We start from the raw sequence: 18,599 nt of genomic DNA, 5'->3' as shown, positions 1-18,599 counted from the left end.
CCTCACAGGCGACGACGAAACGGGCCGGACCCGACGGGAGTCTGGAGGGGAAGCGTCAGTCAGTCCCGAGTGGAACGGAGATCCCCGTGATCGTCGCCCTGATCATCGCCTGCGAGGTCGGCTTCTGGGTCCTGCTGGCCGCCGGCCTGGCCCTGCGCTACCTCGCGAAGATGCCCCGGCTGGGCGCGGCGGTCCTGCTGTGCGAACCGATGCTGGAGCTCGTCCTGCTGGTCGTCACCACGCTCGACCTCAAGAACGGGGCCGCGCCGGACTGGAAGCACGGCGTCGCCGCGCTCTACATCGGCTACACCGTCGCCTACGGCCACTACACGATCAAGTGGCTCGACGGCCACGCCGCCCACCGCTTCGCCGGCGGACCCAAGCCGGCCGGTGCCGGGTACGGCGCGGCGCGGGCCGCCCACGAGTGGAAGCTGTGGGGCCGCACCGTCCTGGCCGCCGCCGTCGCCCTCGGCCTGCTCCAGCTCGCGATCTGGTACGTCGGCGGCGCGGGCGACGTCAGCTCCCTCAAGGCGTGGCAGTCGGGCGCCCTGCGCGCGGTCGGCATCCACGCCCTGATCGCCGTCGCGTACACGGTGTGGCCCAAGAAGGCCCCGGCCGGTGCCGAGGACCGGAACCCGCTCGTGAAGACCGAGCGCTGAGCCCCCGGGGCGGGGGCCCAGGGCCCGGGGCCGGCGGGCTAGCGCTCGCCGCCCGGCACCCAGAGCACGTCCCCGACCTCCTTGTTGGCCACCCGGGCCAGGATGAACAGGAGGTCGGAGAGGCGGTTCAGGTAGGTGGCGGTCAGCGGGTTCATCACCTCGCCGTGCACCTCCAGCGCCGCCCAGGTCGAACGCTCGGCACGCCGCACCACCGTGCAGGCCTGGTGCAGCAGGGCCGCGCCGGGGGTGCCGCCGGGGAGGATGAAGCTGCGCAGCTTCTCCACCTGCTCCAGGAACAGGTCGCAGTCCGCCTCCAGCTTGTCGATGTAGAACTGCTCCACCCGCAGCGGCGGGTACTCCGGCTTCTCGACCACCGGGGTGCACAGGTCCGCGCCCACGTCGAACAGGTCGTTCTGCACGCGGACCAGGACCTTCACGACCTCCGCCGGCAGGCCGCCGAGCGCGATGGCCGTCCCGATGGCCGCGTTGGCCTCGTTGGCGTCCGCGTACGCGGAGATCCGCAGGTCGGTCTTGGCCGTGCGGCTCATGTCGCCGAGGGCCGTCGTGCCCTTGTCGCCGGTACGGGTGTAGATGCGCGTGAGGTTCACCATGCGGCCAGCGTAGTGAGGCCCGGTGGAACGGCGCACGCCGAGCCGACGTGAAGCCGACGCGAGCTCGACGCGAGGCCGACGCGGAGGCCGACGCGAGGCCGACGCGGAGCCGCACGCGGGAGTCGCCGGCGCAGCCGCGCGACCGGTCCGTACGTCCGCAGTAGGACCCGAATGGGCCCATGTAGCCGAAGAGGTTGTGGTTTGACCGGCATGGCCGGAATCGGCATCGGGCCGAACCGGCCGGGTGGACCGGTGTCTTGGCGGGCGCGCGGGCCCCGCGCCACGCCGGGGAGCGCACCGCGCACCGAGCGACTGCGGGCGGCCGGGGAGCGGTTGGGGAACCGCGGGGGGACTGGCCCGTACCGGTGTGATGTCCGTCATCTGAGACGTGACGCGTGTTACTTCGCGGTCACACCGCACCCCCCGGGCGCTAGTCTCCGCCGGAGTGGCTACGTGACTGTGCCGTAGGGAAACGAGGGGTGTGTAGTGGCTGGGAAGCTCGCCGTCATCGGTGCGGGACTCATGGGTTCCGGGATCGCTCAGGTCTCCGCTCAGGCGGGTTGGGACGTCGTGCTGCGCGATGTCACCGACGCCGCGCTGACCCGCGGGACGGACGGGATCAAGGCCTCGTACGACAAGTTCGTCTCCAAGGGCAAGCTCACCGCCGAGGACGCCGAGGCGGCGCTCGCGCGCATCACGACCACCACCGACCTCGACGCCGTCGCCGACGTCGACATCGTGGTGGAGGCCGTCTTCGAGAAGATCGAGATCAAGCACGAGATCTTCCGCGCCCTCGACAAGATCGTGCGCGAGGACGCGATCCTCGCCTCCAACACCTCCGCCATCCCGATCACCAAGATCGCGGCCGTGACGGAGCGTCCGGAGCGGGTCGTCGGCGCGCACTTCTTCTCGCCCGTTCCGATGATGCAGCTGTGCGAGCTCGTGCGCGGCTACAAGACCAGCGACGAAACCCTCGCCACCACGCGGGCGTTCGCCGAGTCCGTCGGCAAGACCTGCATCGTCGTCAACCGCGACGTCGCCGGCTTCGTGACGACCCGTCTGATCTCCGCGCTGGTCGTCGAGGCCGCCAAGCTGTACGAGTCGGGCGTGGCCTCCGCCGAGGACATCGACATCGCGTGCAAGCTGGGCTTCGGACACGCGATGGGGCCGCTGGCCACCGCCGACCTCACGGGTGTCGACATCCTGCTGCACGCCACCAGCAACATCTACACCGAGTCCCAGGACGAGAAGTTCGCGCCGCCGGAGCTCATGCGCCGGATGGTGGACGCCGGGGACATCGGCCGCAAGAGCGGCCAGGGCTTCTACAAGCACTGAGGCCGGGTCGGCGACTGATCCTTTCGTTCGAACGCCTTCACCCCTCAGGGTGATTTAGGTATCGGTTCGCTCACGGTCGGCAACTTCCCTGCCCGCGCGGCAGTCAGTTGCAGTGAGAGTTGCCGACCACGGACCAGTCGGACCATACGTACGCAGTACTGCCGGGAGTACACATGCACATCAGGGGCGACCACGCCGAACTCGCTGTCGGGGGCCGCCTCGACGTGCGCAGCGCGGCGGACGCCCGTACGGCCCTCCACTCCGCCCTCGACGACGGCCACGGCGACCTCGTGCTCGACCTCACCGGGCTCGACTCCTGGGACGCGACCGGCCTCGGCGTGATCATGGGTGCGCACCGGAGGGCCGGGCGGACCGGACGCCGCCTCGTCCTGCGCGGGGTGCCGCCGCAGATGCAGCGCCTGCTCGTGGCGACCCGGTTGCACCGGATCCTCGCGATCGAGGGCGGCCTGGAAGCCGATTCCCTTCCCCGGGTCTGACCCGCAAGCCGCTGACCTTTGCATTTCCTGCGGAAACGTAACGGTCCGGTGGTGATCGCCCCCCTGCGGTTTCCCCCGCCACCGGCCACGGTCTAGGGTTCGGGCGGAAACCGGACCAGGAGCGACAGCGGGTGCGCCGAGGCCGGGCGGTACGACGGCGAGGCGCGCGGCCCGCGATCGGGGGACTGGGTCATGGACCGTACACAGGGGCGGACCGAGCAGGACGAGCAGTCCGCGGGCGGCTCCACGCCGCCCGCACCCCTGCCGGCCGCGCAGGCGGCGCCCATCGCGCCCGCACGGGTCGTCAGGCTGACCGCGGGCGGCTTCACCCTCACCGTGAACCCGGTCGACGGCAGCGAGATCGAGCCGCTGCGGCCCGGCACGGAGCAGGGCCGCCCCGCCAAGCGCGACGCGGCCGCCCGCGCGGCCCGTGACGCCGCCGCACGGCCGCCCGCACTCCCCGGCCCGGCCCTGCCCGCCCGGCCCCTGCTGGAGCGCGGGGAGGAGCAGGAGCGGCTCGTGCGCCTGCTGGGCCGAGGGCGGTCCGTACGACTGACCGGACCCTCAGGATCCGGGCGCAGCGCGCTGCTCGACGCGGTCGCCGCCCAGTGCGTGGGCATCGCGCCCGACGGCGTCGTACGGCTCTCCGGCCACGGGCACCAGCAGCCCGCGGAACTGCTCCAGGCGCTCTACGCGACCGTGTACGAGGCTCCGCAGGAGCGGCCCGAGCGGGACGAGCTCCTCGCCCGCGTACGGGAGATAGGCGCCGTCGTCCTCTTGGACGACCTGGAGATGGGCGGGAGCGCCCTCGACGAGCTGCTGCGCGCCACCCCCGAGTGCGCCTACCTGCTGGCCACGACCCCCGACACCCGCGCCCCCTCCGACGACTCGCACATCGAGGAGGTCTTCCTCGGCGGGCTGGGCAAGGCCGACTGCCTGGAACTGCTCGAGGCGGGCGTCGGACGGCCGCTGACGGACGAGGAGACCGCCTGGGCGGGGGACCTGCGGTTCGCCTCCGAGGGGCTGCCGCTGCGCTTCGTCCAGGCCGCGGCGCTGCTGCGGCAGCGCGACGAGCTCAACCACAGCGACGCGGACGACGAGGAGGAGGAGCCGGGCGTCTTCGAGGAGCGCCCGCGCGACGCCGCCCACGTACCGCTGCCGACCCTGGCCGAGGGCGCGGCCCCGGCGGAGCTGCTGGCCTCGCGGGTCAGCGAATCGGCGCGCGCGGCCCTGCGGATCGCCTGCGCGCTGGGCGGGGAACTGCCGCACCACGCGCACCTGCCGGCCCTGGTGGGGGACACCCACGCCGACACGGCGGTGGCGGAGCTGCTGGCCTGCGGGCTGCTGACGCCCGTCGGGACGCGCTACCGGCTGGCCGCGGGAGTCGCACGCCAGCTGGAGGAGGCCGCGTACGGGGACACCGCGGCGGAGGAGGCCCGTACGGCCGCCCGGCACTACGCCTGGTGGACCGGGCACGCCTCGGTGACCCCGGAGCGGGTCGCGGCGGAGGCGGACGCGGTGCTCGCGGCGCTGGCCGGCGCGGACGTGGTGGCGGCGGTGCTGCTGGCGCGGACGGCGGCTCCGGCGTTCGCGGCCTCGCTGCACTGGGAGGCCTGGGAGCGGGTGCTGCGCTCGGGAGCGGAGGCCGCGCGCAAGGCCGGTGAGGTCGCCGAGCAGGCGTACTTCCACCACGAACTGGGTGTGCTGGCCCTGTGCGAGGGGCGCCTCGACCGGGCCCGGGCCGAGCTGGAGACCTCGATCGGACTGCGGGGCGCGCTGGCGGACAAGCGGGGCACCGTCGCGGGACGGCGGGCGCTGGCGCTCGTCGTCGACCAGGAGGCGGCAGGGGTGGCGGCGTCGCCGCCGCTGCGGCTGGAGGCGCCGGCCCTGGCGGCGGGCTCGGAGGCGGTGACGGCGGTGACCCCGGCCGCCCAGGCCGGTGCGGCCGGTGCGGCCGGTGCGAAGAAGACCCCCGCGGCCGCCTCGACCGCCGTGACCCGCCCGATCCCCTCGACCCCCGCTGCCGCCTCAACCCCTGCTGCCGCCGCGGCCCTCCCGGCCGCGTCCCCCGCGGCCGGCCGGGTCGGCCCGGTGGCCCGTGTGGCCCCGGTGGTTCCGGTGTCCTCCGACGCGGTCACGCGGATGACCCCGGTGGTGCCGGTGACGCAGCACTCGGAGACGCCCACCACGCTGTCGGAGGTGTTCGAGGACGCCTTCCCGCTGACCCCGAAGCAGCCCCCGGCCGCCGCCCCGGAGCCCGCCGCCGCACCGGCCCCGGCCCCCGGCCGTCGCCGGCTGGTGCTGCTGGCCGCCGCGGGAGCGCTGACGGTGGTGGCGCTCGGCACGGTCGTGAGCCTGGCGATGGACTCGTCGGACGAAGCGCCGCCGGCGCAGGGGCCGGCGGTGTCCTCGACCCCGACGGTGTCGGTTCCCACGACCGCGCCCGGAACCAGCGGGAACGATCCTGCACCGGAGGAGCCCGAATCGGCCGCGCCGACCGAGTCCACGGCCCCGGGGGCGAGCGCCGCCCCGTCTCCGGGCCGCACGCCCGCCCGGACCCCGTCCCGCCGCCCGTCCTCGACGCCGCCGAAGACCCCGCCGTCGTCCACCGTTTCGACCCCGCCGCCCAGTAACGAGCCGTCCCCGACCCCGACGGAGACCGCCGCGCCCTCGCCGACGACCACGACTCCGGTGACGGCCACCGCCACGTCCCCGGTCACGACCCCCTGAACGACCACGGCCCCCTGAACGACAACGGCTCCGTCCTCGCGGACGGAGCCGTTGCCACAGGGGGACCGCAGGATCAGAACAGGCGGAGCTTGTCGTCCTCGATGCCGCGCAGGGCGTTGTAGTCCAGGACCACGCAGTCCATCCCGCGGTCCGTCGCCAGGACCTTCGCCTGCGGCTTGATCTCCTGGGCCGCGAAGACGCCGCGGACCGGGGCCAGGTGCGGGTCGCGGTTGAGGAGTTCCAGATAGCGGGTCAGCTGCTCGACGCCGTCGATCTCGCCGCGGCGCTTGATCTCCACGGCCACCGTCGCGCCGGAGGCGTCCCGGCACAGGATGTCCACCGGGCCGATCGCCGTCATGTACTCGCGCCGGATCAGGGTGTAGCCCTCGCCGAGCGTTTCGATGCGGTCCGCCAGGAGTTCCTGGAGGTGTGCCTCGACGCCGTCCTTGATGAGCCCCGGGTCGGTGCCGAGCTCGTGGGAGGAGTCGTGCAGGACTTCCTCCATGGTGATGATGAGCTTCTCGCCCGCCTTGTTGACGACCGTCCACACACCGGCGTCGTCACCGCTCCCTTCTTTGAGGGTGCACGGCGGCGACATCCAGTTGAGCGGTTTGTACGCCCGGTCGTCCGCGTGGATCGAGACACTGCCGTCGGCCTTCACGAGGATCAGACGGGGTGCCGAGGGCAGATGGGCGGTGAGCCGGCCCGCGTAGTCGACGGAGCAGCGGGCAATGACGAGACGCATGGTCGGCAACGCTACTCGACGAGAAGGCCTCCACGCGATTCGCCCCTGAAAGCCCCCTTCGCCGATGGCGCGTTGTATGCGCATTCTCCTGGTGCGCCACCCATGGGGCGCCTACCGTGGTGAGCGGGAGGTTGCGGAGCGTGCACGCTGCGTCGCGATCTCCTTCCCTGCCCGTAAGGCTCCGGCAACCCAATCAGCCGGGGTCGCGAGAGGAGAACCCATGTCGCTCGACGTCTCACCGGCCCTACTCGAACAGGCCGAGCGAGGCGAGGTCGACGAAGCCGCTTTCGTCGACTGCGTCCGGACCTCCCTGCCCTACGCATGGGAGATGATCAGCTCGCTGGTGGCCCAGCTGAAGGTGGACGGCGGACAGTTCGCCGACAACCAGACGCCGCCGCCCGACGAGCAGGCGCGCGGGCAGCTGCTGCGCGCTCTCGCGAGTGACGCGATACGTGGTGCGCTGCAGCGGCACTTCGGAGTGCGCCTGGCATTCCAGAACTGTCACCGGGTGGCGGTGTTCCCGCTGGATCCCTCGGTGGACGACCGGTTGGCCAAGTTCACTTCGATCCGCGGTCAGCTGCTCAACCAGTCGCCGGAGCTGCGGGACTGCTGAGCGGGGCCGGTAGGTCTCAGCCGAGACGGGGCAGGACTTCGGCGCCCAGTCGTCGTAGGTTCTCCTCCGTCGCGGCGAGATCGCCGGAGCCCTCCGTCAGGAGGGCGAAGCGCGTGATGCCCGTCCGTTCCGACGTGGCCGCCAGCCGGTCCGCCGCCGTCTCCGGCGTGCCCACCGGGTGCAGGTCGCACAGCAGCTCCGTGTACGCGACCGGATCCCGCATCGGGCGCACGCGTCCGTCCACCGTCACGTGCGCGTCCAGACCCTGCTTGAGCCAGCCCGGCATCGCCTTCAGCAGGGTCTCCCGTGCGTCCGCCGTGCGGTCCGCGATCTGGCACACCCCGGCGGAGACGTGCCCCGCGCCGGCCACGTGCTCCCGCGAGTGGCCCGCCGCCAGCGCCGTGCTGCGCCACAGCGCGACCATCTCCGCCTTGTTCTCGTCCCCGCAGTGCATGCCGAGCAGCATCGGCAGCCCCCGCTGCGCGGCCAGCCGTACCGACGCCGGCGAGGTGCACGCCACGATGACCTCGGGCCCCGAGCCGTCCCCCTCCAGGGCCTCCGACGGCCGCGGTACGACGGCCACCTCCCGGAAGTCGTACCGCTCGCCGGCGGCTCCCACCCGGGCCTGTGTCAGCCAGCGCCGCAGCAGGTCCAGAGCCTCCGGGAAGCCGTTCTCGTAGCTGTCCAGGCCGCCCCCGAACACCTCCAGGTCGACCCACGGCCCGCCGCGGCCCACCCCGAGGATGAACCGGCCGCCCGAGGTGACGTGCAGCAGCGCCGCCTGCTCCCCGAGGGCCACCGGATGCGTGCTCGGCAGCACGCTCACCGCGGTGCCCACCCGCAGCCGCCGGGTCCGGCCCAGCAGCAACGCCGCCAGGGTCACCGCCGAGGGGCAGACCCCGTACGGGACGAAGTGGTGCTCGGCGAGCCAGACCGAGTCGAGCCCGGCCTCCTCGGCCACCTCGGCGGTCCGCACCGCCCGGTGCAGTGCCTCGCCCTGTCCCTGGCCCGGGAACTGGGCAGCCAGTACAAATGCTCCTACGCGCATCGCCTTTAGCCTCCTCGCGGCTGACGCGGCCTCCCCAGGTGGACCGGTTCTTCCTATGGCAACAACGTCTGACACGTGCCAAAGGCACGGGCTGACACGAAAGTTATTGGGATTGTCGGGCCATTCCTTTTCGTGTTGCCGTCTTCTTCAACCACCCTGCGGGTACCCGGCCTCGCGGCGCGTAGTCTGGGAGAAAGTCACTGCCGTCCGCCCATCCGTGAGGTATACGTGTCACCGCGCAACAACCGCCCCAGGGGCGGCGAGACCCCGGACGAACGCCCCAGCACCGGCCTCGACCGCTACGGGCTGGAGCGCACGGAGGAGTACCAGGGCGAGGACTGGAAGGTCCGTCACGTGGCGGGTGCGAGCGCGGCGGGCAAGCGCTACCGCTGCCCCGGCTGCGACCAGGAGATCCCCTCCGGCACCCCGCACCTGGTGGCCTGGCCGGAGTACGGCGGCGTGGACGACCGGCGGCACTGGCACAAGGCCTGCTGGAACGCGAAGGACCGCCGCACCACGAAGGTGCAGCGGTCCCGTAACGCGCCCAGGTACTGAGGCCCGGCGCCTGATCCGGAGGACACGTCCCGGAGGACACGTCCCGGAGGACACGTCCCGAGCGACAGGCCCTAGACGTCCCTGCGGCCGACCGACAGGTACGAGGCGGTCACCGCCGCGCCCGTGACCAGCACGATGAGCACCAGGTGCGAGAGGTTGCTGGGCGCCGCGCCCAGGTCGCCGCCCTCCTGCATGCCGAACAGCTGGCTCAGCGCCACCGGCACGTTGCGCTGGAGGATCGCGCGGCCGACGGGTGCGACGGCCTCCCAGCTCATGAGCATGGCCCCTATCACCGGCGGCAGCGTGACCAGGCCGAGCATGACGGCGATCGCCCCGGCCGAGTGCCGTACCAGCGCTCCGATCGCGAGTGCGAGCACGCCGAGCAGGGTGACGTAGAGACAGCCGAGCAGCGCGCCGAGCCACTCCACGGCGGAGTGCGTACCCGCCTCGGGGTCGTTGTGGACGAGCGCCGCGGCGATCCCGACCACGAAGACGGACAGCGCGGTGGTGACGAAGGCCGTGAGGCTGAAGACGAGGTACTTCGCGGTGAGCACCCGGTACCGGTCCGGGGCAGCGGTGAACGTGGTCCGCGCCAGCCCGGTGCCGTGCTCCGAGGTGATGGTCAGCACGCCGAGGACCATCACCGCCAGCTCACCCACCAGCAGACCGAAGAGGGCGGGTGTGGTGAAGGTGATCCCCGCGTAGTCCTCGTCCGAGGTCTGCGAGACGAAGAGCAGCCCGACGCCGACGACGGTGAGCACGAGCGAGCCCAGCGTCCACAGGGTGGAGCGGATGGAGACCAGCTTGGTCCACTCCGAGGCCAGTGCGTGCCCCAGGTGCGGCCGCGGCGTGGGCAGCGGCGAGCTGTACGTCACGGCGGTCTGCGAGCCGGAGGGGCTGGTCATCTGGCTTCCTCGGGGTCGTTCTGGGTTGCGCCGGCGAGCTCACCGGGGTTGCTGGGCATCAGGAAGGGCCGGCCGCCCGCTCCGGGCGGCGGCGGCGCGAAGAACCCGGCCTGCGGGACCTCCGGGGTCGCCGGTCCGTCCTCCCACGCCGGGAGGGCCAGCGGCTCGGGCTCCCAGAGCTCGGCACGCGGGTCGTCGGTGGAGGTGTACTCGACGGCGGACTGGGTCATCCGCATGTAGGCCTCCTCCAGCGAGGCCCGGTGGGGCGACAGCTCCCACAGCCGTACGCCGGCCCCGTGCGCGAGATCCGAGATGGCGGGCAGCTCAAGGCCGGTCACGCGCAGTGCGCCGTCGGGCTCCTGGAGGACGCGGGCGCCCGCCTCGGTGAGAACCGTACCCAGCGTGTCCCGGCCATCCGGATCATTGTCGGCCGCGCGTACCCGAGCGAATCCGGCCGAGTTGTGCGCGATGAACTCCTGGGTTCCCATGTCGGCCAGCAGCCGCCCCCGGCCGATCACGATCAGGTGGTCGGCGGTCAGCGCCATCTCGCTCATCAGGTGCGAGGAGACGAAGACGGTGCGGCCCTCGGCGGCGAGCCGGCGCATCAGGTTGCGGACCCAGAGGATGCCCTCGGGGTCGAGCCCGTTGACCGGCTCGTCGAACAGGAGCACCTGCGGGTCGCCGAGCAGGGCGGTGGCGATGCCGAGCCGCTGGCCCATGCCGAGCGAGAAGCCCTTCGTCCGCTGCCGGGCCGCGTCCTGGAGGCCGACGACGGCCAGCACCTCGTCCACGCGCTTCTCCGGGATCCCGGAGAGCTGCGCGATGGACAGCAGGTGGGTCCGGGCCCGGCGGCCGCCGTGCACCGCCTTGGCGTCGATCAGGGCCCCGACGTGCCGCTGGGCGTTCGGCAGCTCGCGGAAGGGGAGGCCGTTGATCGTGACATGACCGGACGTGGGCCGGTCGAGGCCCAGGATCATGCGCATGGTGGTGGATTTCCCGGAGCCGTTGGGCCCCAGGAATCCGGTGACGTGACCCGGCTTGACCTGGAAGGACAGCTGGTCGACGGCGGTCTTGGCGCCGTAGCGCTTGGTCAGGCCGACTGCCTCGATCATCTTGCTGCCCCTTACCAGGCCGGGACGACTTTCGCCCGCGTAAGGGTTAAGAGGATAACGAGGTTCCTGCGGTTCCGTCCCGGGCCGGATCCCTGAGCTGCCCCTGAGTCCGACCCGGGGATCCCCCGTAGTACGCCGGTGGGAGGTCAGGCGTCCCTCTTGCGGAGGACGACGTAGCCCCCGAGTACCGCGGCCAGTGTCCACAGGGCCATGATCCCGAAGCCGCCCCACGGGCCGTACGGGGTCTCGGGGGCCCCGAAGGCGTTGGGCACGACCTGCATGATCCTCGACCCGGCGTTGCTCGGCAGGTACTGGCCGACCGTACGGGTCGCCTCGAATCCGTTGAGGAGGTTCGAGACGATCAGGAAGAACGGGATCAGGATGCTGATCGCGGCGACCGAGCTGCGCAGCATGGCCGCGGCGCCCATGCAGAACAGGGCGAGCAGCGCCAGGTACAGCCCGGCGCCGACCACGGCGCGCAGCACGTTCTCCTCGCCGATGCCGATGCCGAGGTCACCCAGGAGCGCCTGGGTGAGGAAGAACGACACGAAGCTGGTCAGCAGCCCCACGGCCAGGGCCAGCGCCGTCGCCACCGCCATCTTGCCGAGCAGGAAGTGCCCGCGGCGCGGTACCGCGGCCAGCGAGGTGCGGATCATGCCGGTGCTGTACTCGGTGCTCACGACCATCACACCGAAGACGATCATCGCCAGCTGTCCGAATTGCATCGAACCGAGGCTCATGGCGGTGGGGTCGAAGGTGGCCCGCTGGGCCGCGTCCAGGCTGTTCGTGTCGAACGTGGCGCTGAACAGCGCGGCGAACCCGACGGTGACGAGGAAGACGAGGGCGAGGGTCCAGCTGGTGGAGGCGACCGTGCGGATCTTGGTCCACTCGGACTGCAGGACGGCGGGGAAGGACGACATGGTCACTCGCCACCCTTGCGCTGCGCCTCGAAGCCGGAGCCGGCGCCCCAGGCGGGCACGTCGGCCGGCCGGGCCGGGTTGTCCGCGGCCATGCCGGGCGGGGCCGGCGTGCCGGGTGCGCCCGGCGCGTGGGCGTGGTACTCGACGGAGTCCGCCGTCATGCGCATGAACGCTTCCTCCAGTGAGGCCCGCTGCGGGCTGAGTTCGTGCAGCACGATCTGGTGCTGGGCGGCCAGCTCGCCGAGCTGTTCCGCGCTCGCGCCGTCGATCTCCAGCGTGCCGGTGGCGGGGACGCTGATGGCGTCGATCCCGGATTCGTGCAGGACGTCCTTGAGCCGTTCCTGCTGCGGGGAGCGCAGGCGGACGTAACTGCGGGAGTTCTGCTGGATGAAATCGGCCATCGGCAGATCGGCCAGTAACTTCCCTTGACCGATGACGACCAAATGGTCTGCGGTCAGCGCCATTTCGCTCATCAGGTGGGAGGACACGAAGATCGTCCTCCCCTCCGCCGCCATGCCCTTCATCAGATTGCGGATCCAGAGAATTCCCTCCGGGTCCAGACCGTTGACGGGTTCGTCGAACATGAGGATTTCCGGATCACCCAGCAACGCGGCGGCGATTCCCAGCCGCTGACCCATGCCCAGCGAAAATCCTTTGGATTTCTTCTTCGCCACGGCCGTCAGGCCGACCAGGTCCAGGACCTCGGCGACCCGCTGCTCCGGGATGCGATTCGACTGGGCCAGACAGAGAAGGTTGTTGTATGCACTTCGGCCACCGTGCATGGCCTTCGCATCCAGCAGCGCTCCGATGTACTTCAGTGGCTCCGGCAGGTCCCGGTAGTGCTTCCCGTCGATCCGGACCGTACCGCTGGTCGGGTTGTCGAGGTCGAGCATCATGCGCATGGTCGTGGACTTCCCCGCCCCGTTGGGGCCGAGGAAGCCGGTCACCACCCCCGGTCTGACCTGGAAGCTGAGGTGGTCCACGGCGGTTTTGGCACCGAATCGTTTGGTGAGGCCCTCAAGCTCGATCATGCCGCCACGCTAGAACGCCCAAGGGCCCTACGCCACCTCAAGGTGGGGCGTAAGGCCCTTGGATCAGCCGCATTCGCTACCGGCGCGTAAGGCGGGCGTACTAGCGGCTCTGCTGCGCGGGGACGCCGCGGGTGACGGGCTCGTCGTCCACGATCGGGGAGGCCGCCGCGACGGCCGCGCCCGTGAGCGTCGCCAGCATCTCGCGGACGTTGGTCAGCTGCGCGTTGATCGAGTCGCGGCGGTTGGTGAGCGCCGCCAGCTCGCGCTCGGACTCGCTGCGGATGCGGTCCGCCTTGGCGTTGGCGTCGGCCACGATGTCCTCGGCCTGGCGCTGCGCGGTCTCCACGGTCTGACGGGCACGGCGCTCCGCGTCCGTACGCAGCTTCTCGGCCTCCAGGCGCAGCTGCTCCGCGCGGTGCTCGATCTCCGCGAGGCGCTTCTCGGCCTTGGCCTGACGCGCGGCCAGGTCGCGCTCCGACTGCTCACGGCGCTTGGCCAGGTTGGTCTCGAAGTCCGCGGCGGCCTGGGCGGCCTTGGCGCGGGTCTCCTCGAACAGCGCGTCGGCCTCCTCGCGCTTGGAGGCGGCGTCCTTCTGGGCCTCGGAGCGCAGGGTGGAGGCTTCGCCCTTGGCCTTCTCGACGATGCGGACGCCCTCGTCCTCCGCCTTCGACTTGCGGTCGGCGGCGAACGACTCGGCGTCGTTGCGCACCTGCTGGGCAGCCGACTCGGCGAGCTCGCGGTGCTGCTCGGCCGCGCGACGGGCCTCCTCGCGCAGGTCCTTCGCCTCCTCCTCGGCCAGCCGCAGGATCTTCTCGACCCGGGCGCCGAGACCGGCGTACGACGGCTCGGCGTCGTTCACCTGGGCCTGGGCGTTCTGCGTCTCGAGGTGCAGTTCCTCGATCCGCTTTTCCAGAGAGTTGATACGTCCAAGGGCGCTGTCGCGGTCGGAGACCAGCTTGGTAATGCGGTCGTCCACCTGACCGCGGTCGTAACCACGCCGCACGAGCTCGAAGCCGAAGGGGGAGGAAGTGTCGCTCATGGGGTTCCTGTCGAATGAGACCGATGAGGTGCTACGTGAGGTGTTAAGGGGAATCCTAGGCGCCCAGGCGGCGTGTCATCGAGTCAATCCGCGTTTGATCTGGACAATGACACCCCTTTTGAGTGGCAGAACGGCAGAGTGCTTGTCACCCGTTCGCCTGAACCTTCATCAGGTGCACACATCCCTCACCGTTTGGCTACCCCTCCGACGACTTGCCACCCGAACGAGTGGACCCTGCTGTCGCTCCGGCCTTCACGCCCCCCGCGCCCTGGCCGCCGACCGCCGGCTTGCCGCCGCCGGAAGGCGCCTCGAATGATTCCAACGCCTCAAGAACGTCCTGGACACGGGAGATCTCCGCCTGGATGTCCTCGCGCCTGCGCACCAGGACCTCCAGCTCACTGCGGCCCTCGTCGACGAGCCGTTCGGCCTCCGCCCTGGCCTGCGCGAGGGCGTTCTCGGCCTCGCGGGCCAGCTCCGCCTTCTTCTGCTCGGCCTCCTTGAGCAGCGCCTCCGCCTTGCGCACCGCGGCGATGCGCACCTTGCTCGCCTCGCTGCTCGCGTCCGAGACCAGCTCCTTGGCCTTCGCCTCGGCCTCGACGCTCTGCTCGGTCGCCGCCCGCACCAGCTTGTCCACGCGATCGCCGGCCGACTTCATCTGCTCGGCCGACTCCCGACGGGCCCGCTCGTGCAGCTCCTCGACCTCGCCCTCGACGCGGCCGCGCAGCTCCTCCGCCCGTTCCCTTATGGCAGCCGCGTCCGAGCGCGCGCCGATCAGCAGCTCGTCCGCGTCCGTACGGGCCTTCTCCACCATGGAGTTGCCCTCGACGGTCGCCTCCGAGGCGATCCGCGCCGCCTCCTTGCGGGCCGCGTCGACCATCGCGTCGGCCTGCTCCTCGGCCGCCGTCGTGGCGGCGAGGGCCTGCTTCCGCGCATCGCCGGTCAGCTTTTCGGCCTCCGCCGAGGCCTCGGTGATGAGCCGGTCGACCTGCTCCGCGGCCTCGCTGCGGCGCTTGTTGGCCTCCTCGCGGGCCTCGTCCAGCAGCCGCTCGGACTCCGCACGGGCCTCGGTGCGCATGCGCTCCGCCGCGGTCGCCGCCTCGGCCTTGACCCGCTCGGCCTCCGACCGGGTGCGGGTCGCGTGCTCCTGCGCCGAGGACAGCGCCTCCGACGCGTCCGCGCGCAGCCGCTCGGCCTCGCCGGCCGCCTCGCCGACCGTGCGGTCGTTGTCCTTGCGGGTCTGCTCCGTGAGGTTCTCGGCCTCGGACACGGCCTCGGTGATGAGCCGGTCCGCCTGCTCGGCCGCCTCGGTGCGCAGCCGGTTCGCCTCGGCGCGCGCCTCGTCCATCGTCTGCTCGGCGTCCCGCTCGGCGCCCGCCAGCGTCTCGTTCGCCGCGACCGTGACGCGGTCCGCCTCCGCGGTGGCCTCGCCGATGATCCGGCCGCCCTCCGCACGGGCGTCGTCCAGGACCCGGGCCGCCTCCGCGCGCACCCGCTCGGCCTCGGCCTCGGCCTCGCCGACCGTGGCCTCGTTGGCCGTACGGGTCTCGTCGATGAGCCGGTCGCCCTCGGCACGCGAGTCGACCATGATCCTCGCCGCGTCCCGCTCGGCGCTCGCCAGGGTCTCGGCCGCCTGTGCCTTGAGCCGTGCCGCCTGGGTGGTGAGCCGCTCGGCCTCCACCGACGCCTCGCCGACGGTGACCGCGTTGGCGGCGCGGGTCTCCTCGGTGAGCCGGTCCGCCTCCGCCGACGCCTCGGAGATGAGCCGGTCGGCCTGCTCCGCGGCCTCGGTGCGCAGCCGGTTGCCCTCGGCCCGCGCCTCGTCCAGGGTGCCCGCGGCCTCGGCACGGGTGGCCTCCGCGGCCTGCGCCGCCTCGGCCGTGATCCGCTCGGCCTGCTCCGCGGCCTCGGAGACCGTGGCCGCGTTCGCCGTGCGGGTCTCCGCGGTGATCCGCTCGGCCTCCGCCGTCGCGTCGGCCGTGATCCGGGCGCCCTCGGTGCGGGAGGCCTCCAGGGACTCCGCCGCCTCGCCGCGGATCCGGTTCGCGTCGTCCCGGGCGTCGGCCCGGGTACGGGCCGCGTCCCGCTCGGACGCGGCCAGCGCGTCCGTCGCCTCGGTACGCACCCGCTGCGCGTACTCGGCGGTGTCGCTGCGCAGCTGCTCGGCCTCGGCGATCGCCTCGCCGACCGTCCGCTCCGCCAGTGCCTTCGCCGCGTCCGTCTCCGCGCGCGCCTCGGTGCGGGTCCGGTTGGCGTCCTCGGTGGCCCGCTCCCGCTCCGCGTAGGCGTCGGAACGGACCCGGCCGGCCTCTTCCTCGGCCTCGGTCCTCGTACGCTCCGCCGAGTGCTCGGCGGCGCTGCGCAGTCCGGCGACCTCCTCCTCGGCCTGCTCGTGCAGCCCGGCCACGGAGTCCCGCACCTGCTGGGCGGTGGCCTCGGCCGCCGACACCAGCTCCGATGCCCGGCGCTCGGCCTCCTCGGTCAGGCGGGCCGCCTCGGCCTGCGCCTCCTCCGAGCGGCGGCGGGCCGCGGCCAGCAACTCCTCGCTCTGCTCGCGGGCCTGGGCCCGCTCCTGTTCCGCGTCCGTCCGGGCCGACGCCAGGGTCTCCTCGGACTCCCGGCGGCGCCGGGCGGCCTCCTCCTGCGCGGCGGCCAGCGCCTCCGCGGCCTCCGCGGCGACCCGCTCGGCCGCCGCCTTCGCCTCGGCGCGCAGCCGGTCCGCGGTCTCGTGCGCCTCCGTGCGCACCCGCTCCGCCTCGGACTCGGCCTCGCTGCGCAGTCGTACGGCGACCTGTTCGGCCTCCGCGCGCACCCGGCCGGCGTCGTCCGCCGCGTCGTCCCGAAGCCGCTCGGCCTCGGTCTCCGACTGCGTCTGCAGCGTGCGGATGCGCTCCGCCGACTCGGCGCGCAGCCGGTCGGTCTCCTCCGCGGTCTCGCGGCGGATGTTCTCCGCCGCCGCACGGGCGTCGCGCAGCGTCTGCTCGGCCGTGGTCAGCCGGCTCTCGGCGTCCGTGTGCAGCCGTACGAGCTCCTCGTCGGCCTCCACGCGCTTGGCGGCCAGCGCCTGCTCGGTCTCCTCGCGCCGGGCGAGGGCCGCCGCGTCCGCCTCGGCCCGGACGCCCTCGGCCTGCTCCTCGGCCTCGGCGCGCAGCCGCTCGGCCTCGGCGCGGGTCCGCTCCAGGGTCTCCTCGGCCTGCTTGCGCAGGTTGCCGGCCCGCTCGACGGCCTCGGCGCGGACCCGCTCGCTCTCGGCGGTCGCCCCGCCGCGCAGCTCGTCCGCGTCCGCCTTGGCCTTGCCGAGCAGCTCCTCGGCGGTCCGGGCCGCCTCCTCGATCTGCTGGACCGCCTCGCGGCGGGCCTCGCCGCGGATCCGCTCGCCCTCGGCGACGGCCTCCGCGCGCAGCTGTTCGGCCTCGCCGCGCAGCCGCCGGGCCTCCTCCTGGAGTTCGACCGTGCGGGCCCGGTACTCCTCGGTGTCGTCCTTCGCGGCACCCTTGAGCTCGTCGGCCGTGGTCGCCGCCTGCAGGCGCAGCCGGTCGGCCTCGGTCTCGGCCTCGCGGCGGATCCGGTCGGCCTCCTCGGACGCGGCCCGGGTGGTGGCCCGGGCGTCCTCCGAGGCCTTGTTCAGTACGTCCTCGGCGGTGCGGGCGGCCTTCGCCAGCTGGGCCGCCATGTCCTCGGCCGCGGCCGTACGGGCGTGCTCGCCGGCCTCGGTGCGCAGCCGCTCGGCCTCCGCGCGGGCGTCGGCCAGGGACTGCTCGGCCTCGGCCTTGAGGACCTCGGCCTCCTTGGTGGCCTGGCCGACCAGCCGGGCGACCTGCTCCTTGGCGGTACGGGTGCGCTGCTCGTTGACGGACTCCGCGGACGCGAGCTGGCGGGACGCGCTCTCCTTGGCCTCCGCGAGCACCTTCTCGGCCTCGGCGCGGGCCTCGCGCAGTGCGGAGTCGGCCTCCTGCACGCGGGACTCGGCCAGCCGGCCGAGGTCCATGGTCTGCTGGCGGGTCTGCTCGGCCTCGGCGGAGGTGGTGGAGCGCAGCCGCTCCGCGTGCTGGCTGGCCTCCTGGGCCTGCGAGGAGGCGGCGGTCAGCAGCCGCTCGGCCTCCTTGCGGGCGCGCAGCAGGGTGGCCTCGGTCTCCGCACGGGCGGCCTCGGCGTCGGCGGCCATCCGGCGCCGGGTCTCCTCGGCGACCCGGGCGGCCTCGGCGCGGGCGGCGTTCAGGGACTGCTCGGCCTCGGCGCGGGACTCCTCCATGAGCCGGCGCGCCTGGGACTCCGTACGGGCGCGCAGCTGCTCGGCCCAGGCAACGTTCTCGTTGACGTGCGCCTCGACGGTCTGGCGGCGTTCGCCCAGCTCCTGGTCCAGGCGCTGGCGCCGGTTGACGGCCTCGGCGTGCAGTTCGGCCTGGAGGCGCGCCTGGTGTTCGGCGTGCTCCTGGAGGATGCGCTGGGTCTGCGCCCGGGCGTCGCGCAGCTCGCGCTCGGCGTCGGAGCGCATCTGGTCGGCCTGGATCTGGGCATTGCGAAGCAGCTGCTCCGCCTGGTACCCCATGTCCGCGCCGTCGTAGGCGGGGCGGGACGCCAGAGATCGGCGTACCTCGTGGAGCTTGGCGCGCAGCACCTCGACCTGGTATCCCAGGTCCTCAGCGTGCTGGACGGCCTTCCCGCGCTCCTTCTTCAGCCGCTCCATCTCGGCCTCGAAGCGCGAGAGATGGTCGGCCTCGGCCTGATGGCTCTCCTGGCTTTCGTAGCCCCGCACAGCGCGGTCCCATCCGTCCCCTGGTCGCAAGCTCACTCCCAATGAG

The 18,599-nt window shown here is 72.7% G+C and carries 15 protein-coding genes; 6 read left to right on the top strand and 9 right to left on the bottom strand.

The window, feature by feature from the left end; genetic code table 11:
• Positions 1-86: 86 nt before the first annotated feature.
• The gene (locus tag OG534_RS11430; RefSeq protein WP_326587978.1) at positions 87-659 is read left to right on the top strand and encodes a hypothetical protein; all 573 of its coding nucleotides are present in this window, start codon (positions 87-89) and stop codon (positions 657-659) included.
• Between the two features lie 38 nt (positions 660-697).
• Here the strand turns inward: OG534_RS11430 and OG534_RS11425 are convergent, their stop codons facing one another.
• Complete coding sequence (locus OG534_RS11425) at positions 698-1,270, bottom strand: cob(I)yrinic acid a,c-diamide adenosyltransferase (RefSeq protein WP_326587977.1); 573 nt, start codon at positions 1,268-1,270, stop codon at positions 698-700.
• A gap of 486 nt (positions 1,271-1,756) precedes the next feature.
• On the opposite strand from OG534_RS11425, the gene OG534_RS11420 reads away from it, so the two are divergent.
• The 3 genes from OG534_RS11420 (at position 1,757) to OG534_RS11410 (ending at position 5,832) form a co-directional block, all read left to right on the top strand.
• Positions 1,757-2,605 (top strand): 3-hydroxyacyl-CoA dehydrogenase family protein, encoded by an 849-nt coding sequence (locus OG534_RS11420; protein WP_326587976.1) that lies wholly within the window; start codon positions 1,757-1,759, stop codon positions 2,603-2,605.
• 173 nt (positions 2,606-2,778) lie between these two features.
• Entirely contained in the window at positions 2,779-3,102 is a 324-nt protein-coding gene (locus OG534_RS11415; RefSeq protein ID WP_326587975.1) for an STAS domain-containing protein, read from the top strand.
• Positions 3,103-3,294: 192 nt separating this feature from the next.
• On the top strand, positions 3,295-5,832 hold the full coding sequence (locus tag OG534_RS11410) for an ATP-binding protein (protein ID WP_326587974.1): 2,538 nt from the start codon (positions 3,295-3,297) through the stop codon (positions 5,830-5,832).
• A 73-nt stretch (positions 5,833-5,905) separates the two neighbouring features.
• Here the strand turns inward: OG534_RS11410 and nucS are convergent, their stop codons facing one another.
• The gene (nucS, locus tag OG534_RS11405; protein WP_031148292.1) at positions 5,906-6,577 is read right to left on the bottom strand and encodes an endonuclease NucS; all 672 of its coding nucleotides are present in this window, start codon (positions 6,575-6,577) and stop codon (positions 5,906-5,908) included.
• Between the two features lie 220 nt (positions 6,578-6,797).
• Between nucS and OG534_RS11400 the strand changes: the two genes are divergently transcribed.
• Entirely contained in the window at positions 6,798-7,190 is a 393-nt protein-coding gene (locus OG534_RS11400) for an SCO5389 family protein (RefSeq protein ID WP_030660337.1), read from the top strand.
• Positions 7,191-7,206: 16 nt separating this feature from the next.
• Here the strand turns inward: OG534_RS11400 and OG534_RS11395 are convergent, their stop codons facing one another.
• On the bottom strand, positions 7,207-8,238 hold the full coding sequence (locus tag OG534_RS11395; RefSeq protein ID WP_326587973.1) for an LLM class flavin-dependent oxidoreductase: 1,032 nt from the start codon (positions 8,236-8,238) through the stop codon (positions 7,207-7,209).
• Between the two features lie 228 nt (positions 8,239-8,466).
• Between OG534_RS11395 and OG534_RS11390 the strand changes: the two genes are divergently transcribed.
• On the top strand, positions 8,467-8,793 hold the full coding sequence (locus tag OG534_RS11390) for an ATP/GTP-binding protein (RefSeq protein ID WP_326587972.1): 327 nt from the start codon (positions 8,467-8,469) through the stop codon (positions 8,791-8,793).
• Positions 8,794-8,864: 71 nt separating this feature from the next.
• Here the strand turns inward: OG534_RS11390 and OG534_RS11385 are convergent, their stop codons facing one another.
• From OG534_RS11385 to scy, 6 genes are all read right to left on the bottom strand, one after another.
• Positions 8,865-9,698: an ABC transporter permease gene (locus OG534_RS11385; protein ID WP_326587971.1), complete on the bottom strand. Its 834-nt coding sequence runs from the start codon at positions 9,696-9,698 to the stop codon at positions 8,865-8,867.
• Positions 9,695-10,810 carry an ABC transporter ATP-binding protein gene (locus OG534_RS11380; RefSeq protein ID WP_326587970.1) on the bottom strand — a complete coding sequence of 372 codons (1,116 nt, stop codon included), beginning with the start codon at positions 10,808-10,810 and terminating at the stop codon, positions 9,695-9,697. Before OG534_RS11380 ends, OG534_RS11385 begins: the two co-directional genes overlap by 4 nt.
• 146 nt (positions 10,811-10,956) lie before the next feature.
• Positions 10,957-11,730, bottom strand: coding sequence for an ABC transporter permease (locus OG534_RS11375; protein WP_326587969.1), 774 nt, complete (start codon positions 11,728-11,730; stop codon positions 10,957-10,959).
• 2 nt (positions 11,731-11,732) lie between these two features.
• Positions 11,733-12,761 carry an ABC transporter ATP-binding protein gene (locus tag OG534_RS11370; RefSeq protein ID WP_326587968.1) on the bottom strand — a complete coding sequence of 343 codons (1,029 nt, stop codon included), beginning with the start codon at positions 12,759-12,761 and terminating at the stop codon, positions 11,733-11,735.
• 100 nt (positions 12,762-12,861) lie between these two features.
• Entirely contained in the window at positions 12,862-13,800 is a 939-nt protein-coding gene (locus OG534_RS11365; RefSeq protein WP_326587967.1) for a cellulose-binding protein, read from the bottom strand.
• Positions 13,801-13,996: 196 nt separating this feature from the next.
• On the bottom strand, positions 13,997-18,553 hold the full coding sequence (gene scy / locus OG534_RS11360; RefSeq protein WP_326587966.1) for a polarized growth protein Scy: 4,557 nt from the start codon (positions 18,551-18,553) through the stop codon (positions 13,997-13,999).
• Between the last annotated feature and the right edge of the window lie 46 nt (positions 18,554-18,599).

Origin of the sequence: Streptomyces sp. NBC_01294 (genome assembly GCF_035917235.1) — a bacterium.
In the GTDB taxonomy this organism is placed as follows: domain Bacteria; phylum Actinomycetota; class Actinomycetes; order Streptomycetales; family Streptomycetaceae; genus Streptomyces; species Streptomyces caledonius.
This window is presented reverse-complemented; position numbering and strand designations above follow the sequence as displayed.

What these genes read in the sequence shown, in the direction of transcription:
- OG534_RS11375 (WP_326587969.1), bottom strand. Translation starts at nt 11,730, where the DNA reads ATGTCGTCCTTCCCCGCCGTCCTGCAGTCCGAGTGGACCAAGATCCGC.
- OG534_RS11380 (WP_326587970.1), bottom strand. Translation starts at nt 10,810, where the DNA reads ATGATCGAGGCAGTCGGCCTGACCAAGCGCTACGGCGCCAAGACCGCC.
- OG534_RS11400 (WP_030660337.1), top strand. Translation starts at nt 6,798, where the DNA reads ATGTCGCTCGACGTCTCACCGGCCCTACTCGAACAGGCCGAGCGAGGC.
- OG534_RS11415 (WP_326587975.1), top strand. Translation starts at nt 2,779, where the DNA reads ATGCACATCAGGGGCGACCACGCCGAACTCGCTGTCGGGGGCCGCCTC.
- OG534_RS11395 (WP_326587973.1), bottom strand. Translation starts at nt 8,238, where the DNA reads ATGCGCGTAGGAGCATTTGTACTGGCTGCCCAGTTCCCGGGCCAGGGA.
- OG534_RS11370 (WP_326587968.1), bottom strand. Translation starts at nt 12,761, where the DNA reads ATGATCGAGCTTGAGGGCCTCACCAAACGATTCGGTGCCAAAACCGCC.
- OG534_RS11425 (WP_326587977.1), bottom strand. Translation starts at nt 1,270, where the DNA reads ATGGTGAACCTCACGCGCATCTACACCCGTACCGGCGACAAGGGCACG.
- OG534_RS11385 (WP_326587971.1), bottom strand. Translation starts at nt 9,698, where the DNA reads ATGACCAGCCCCTCCGGCTCGCAGACCGCCGTGACGTACAGCTCGCCG.
- nucS (WP_031148292.1), bottom strand. Translation starts at nt 6,577, where the DNA reads ATGCGTCTCGTCATTGCCCGCTGCTCCGTCGACTACGCGGGCCGGCTC.
- OG534_RS11410 (WP_326587974.1), top strand. Translation starts at nt 3,295, where the DNA reads ATGGACCGTACACAGGGGCGGACCGAGCAGGACGAGCAGTCCGCGGGC.
- OG534_RS11365 (WP_326587967.1), bottom strand. Translation starts at nt 13,800, where the DNA reads ATGAGCGACACTTCCTCCCCCTTCGGCTTCGAGCTCGTGCGGCGTGGT.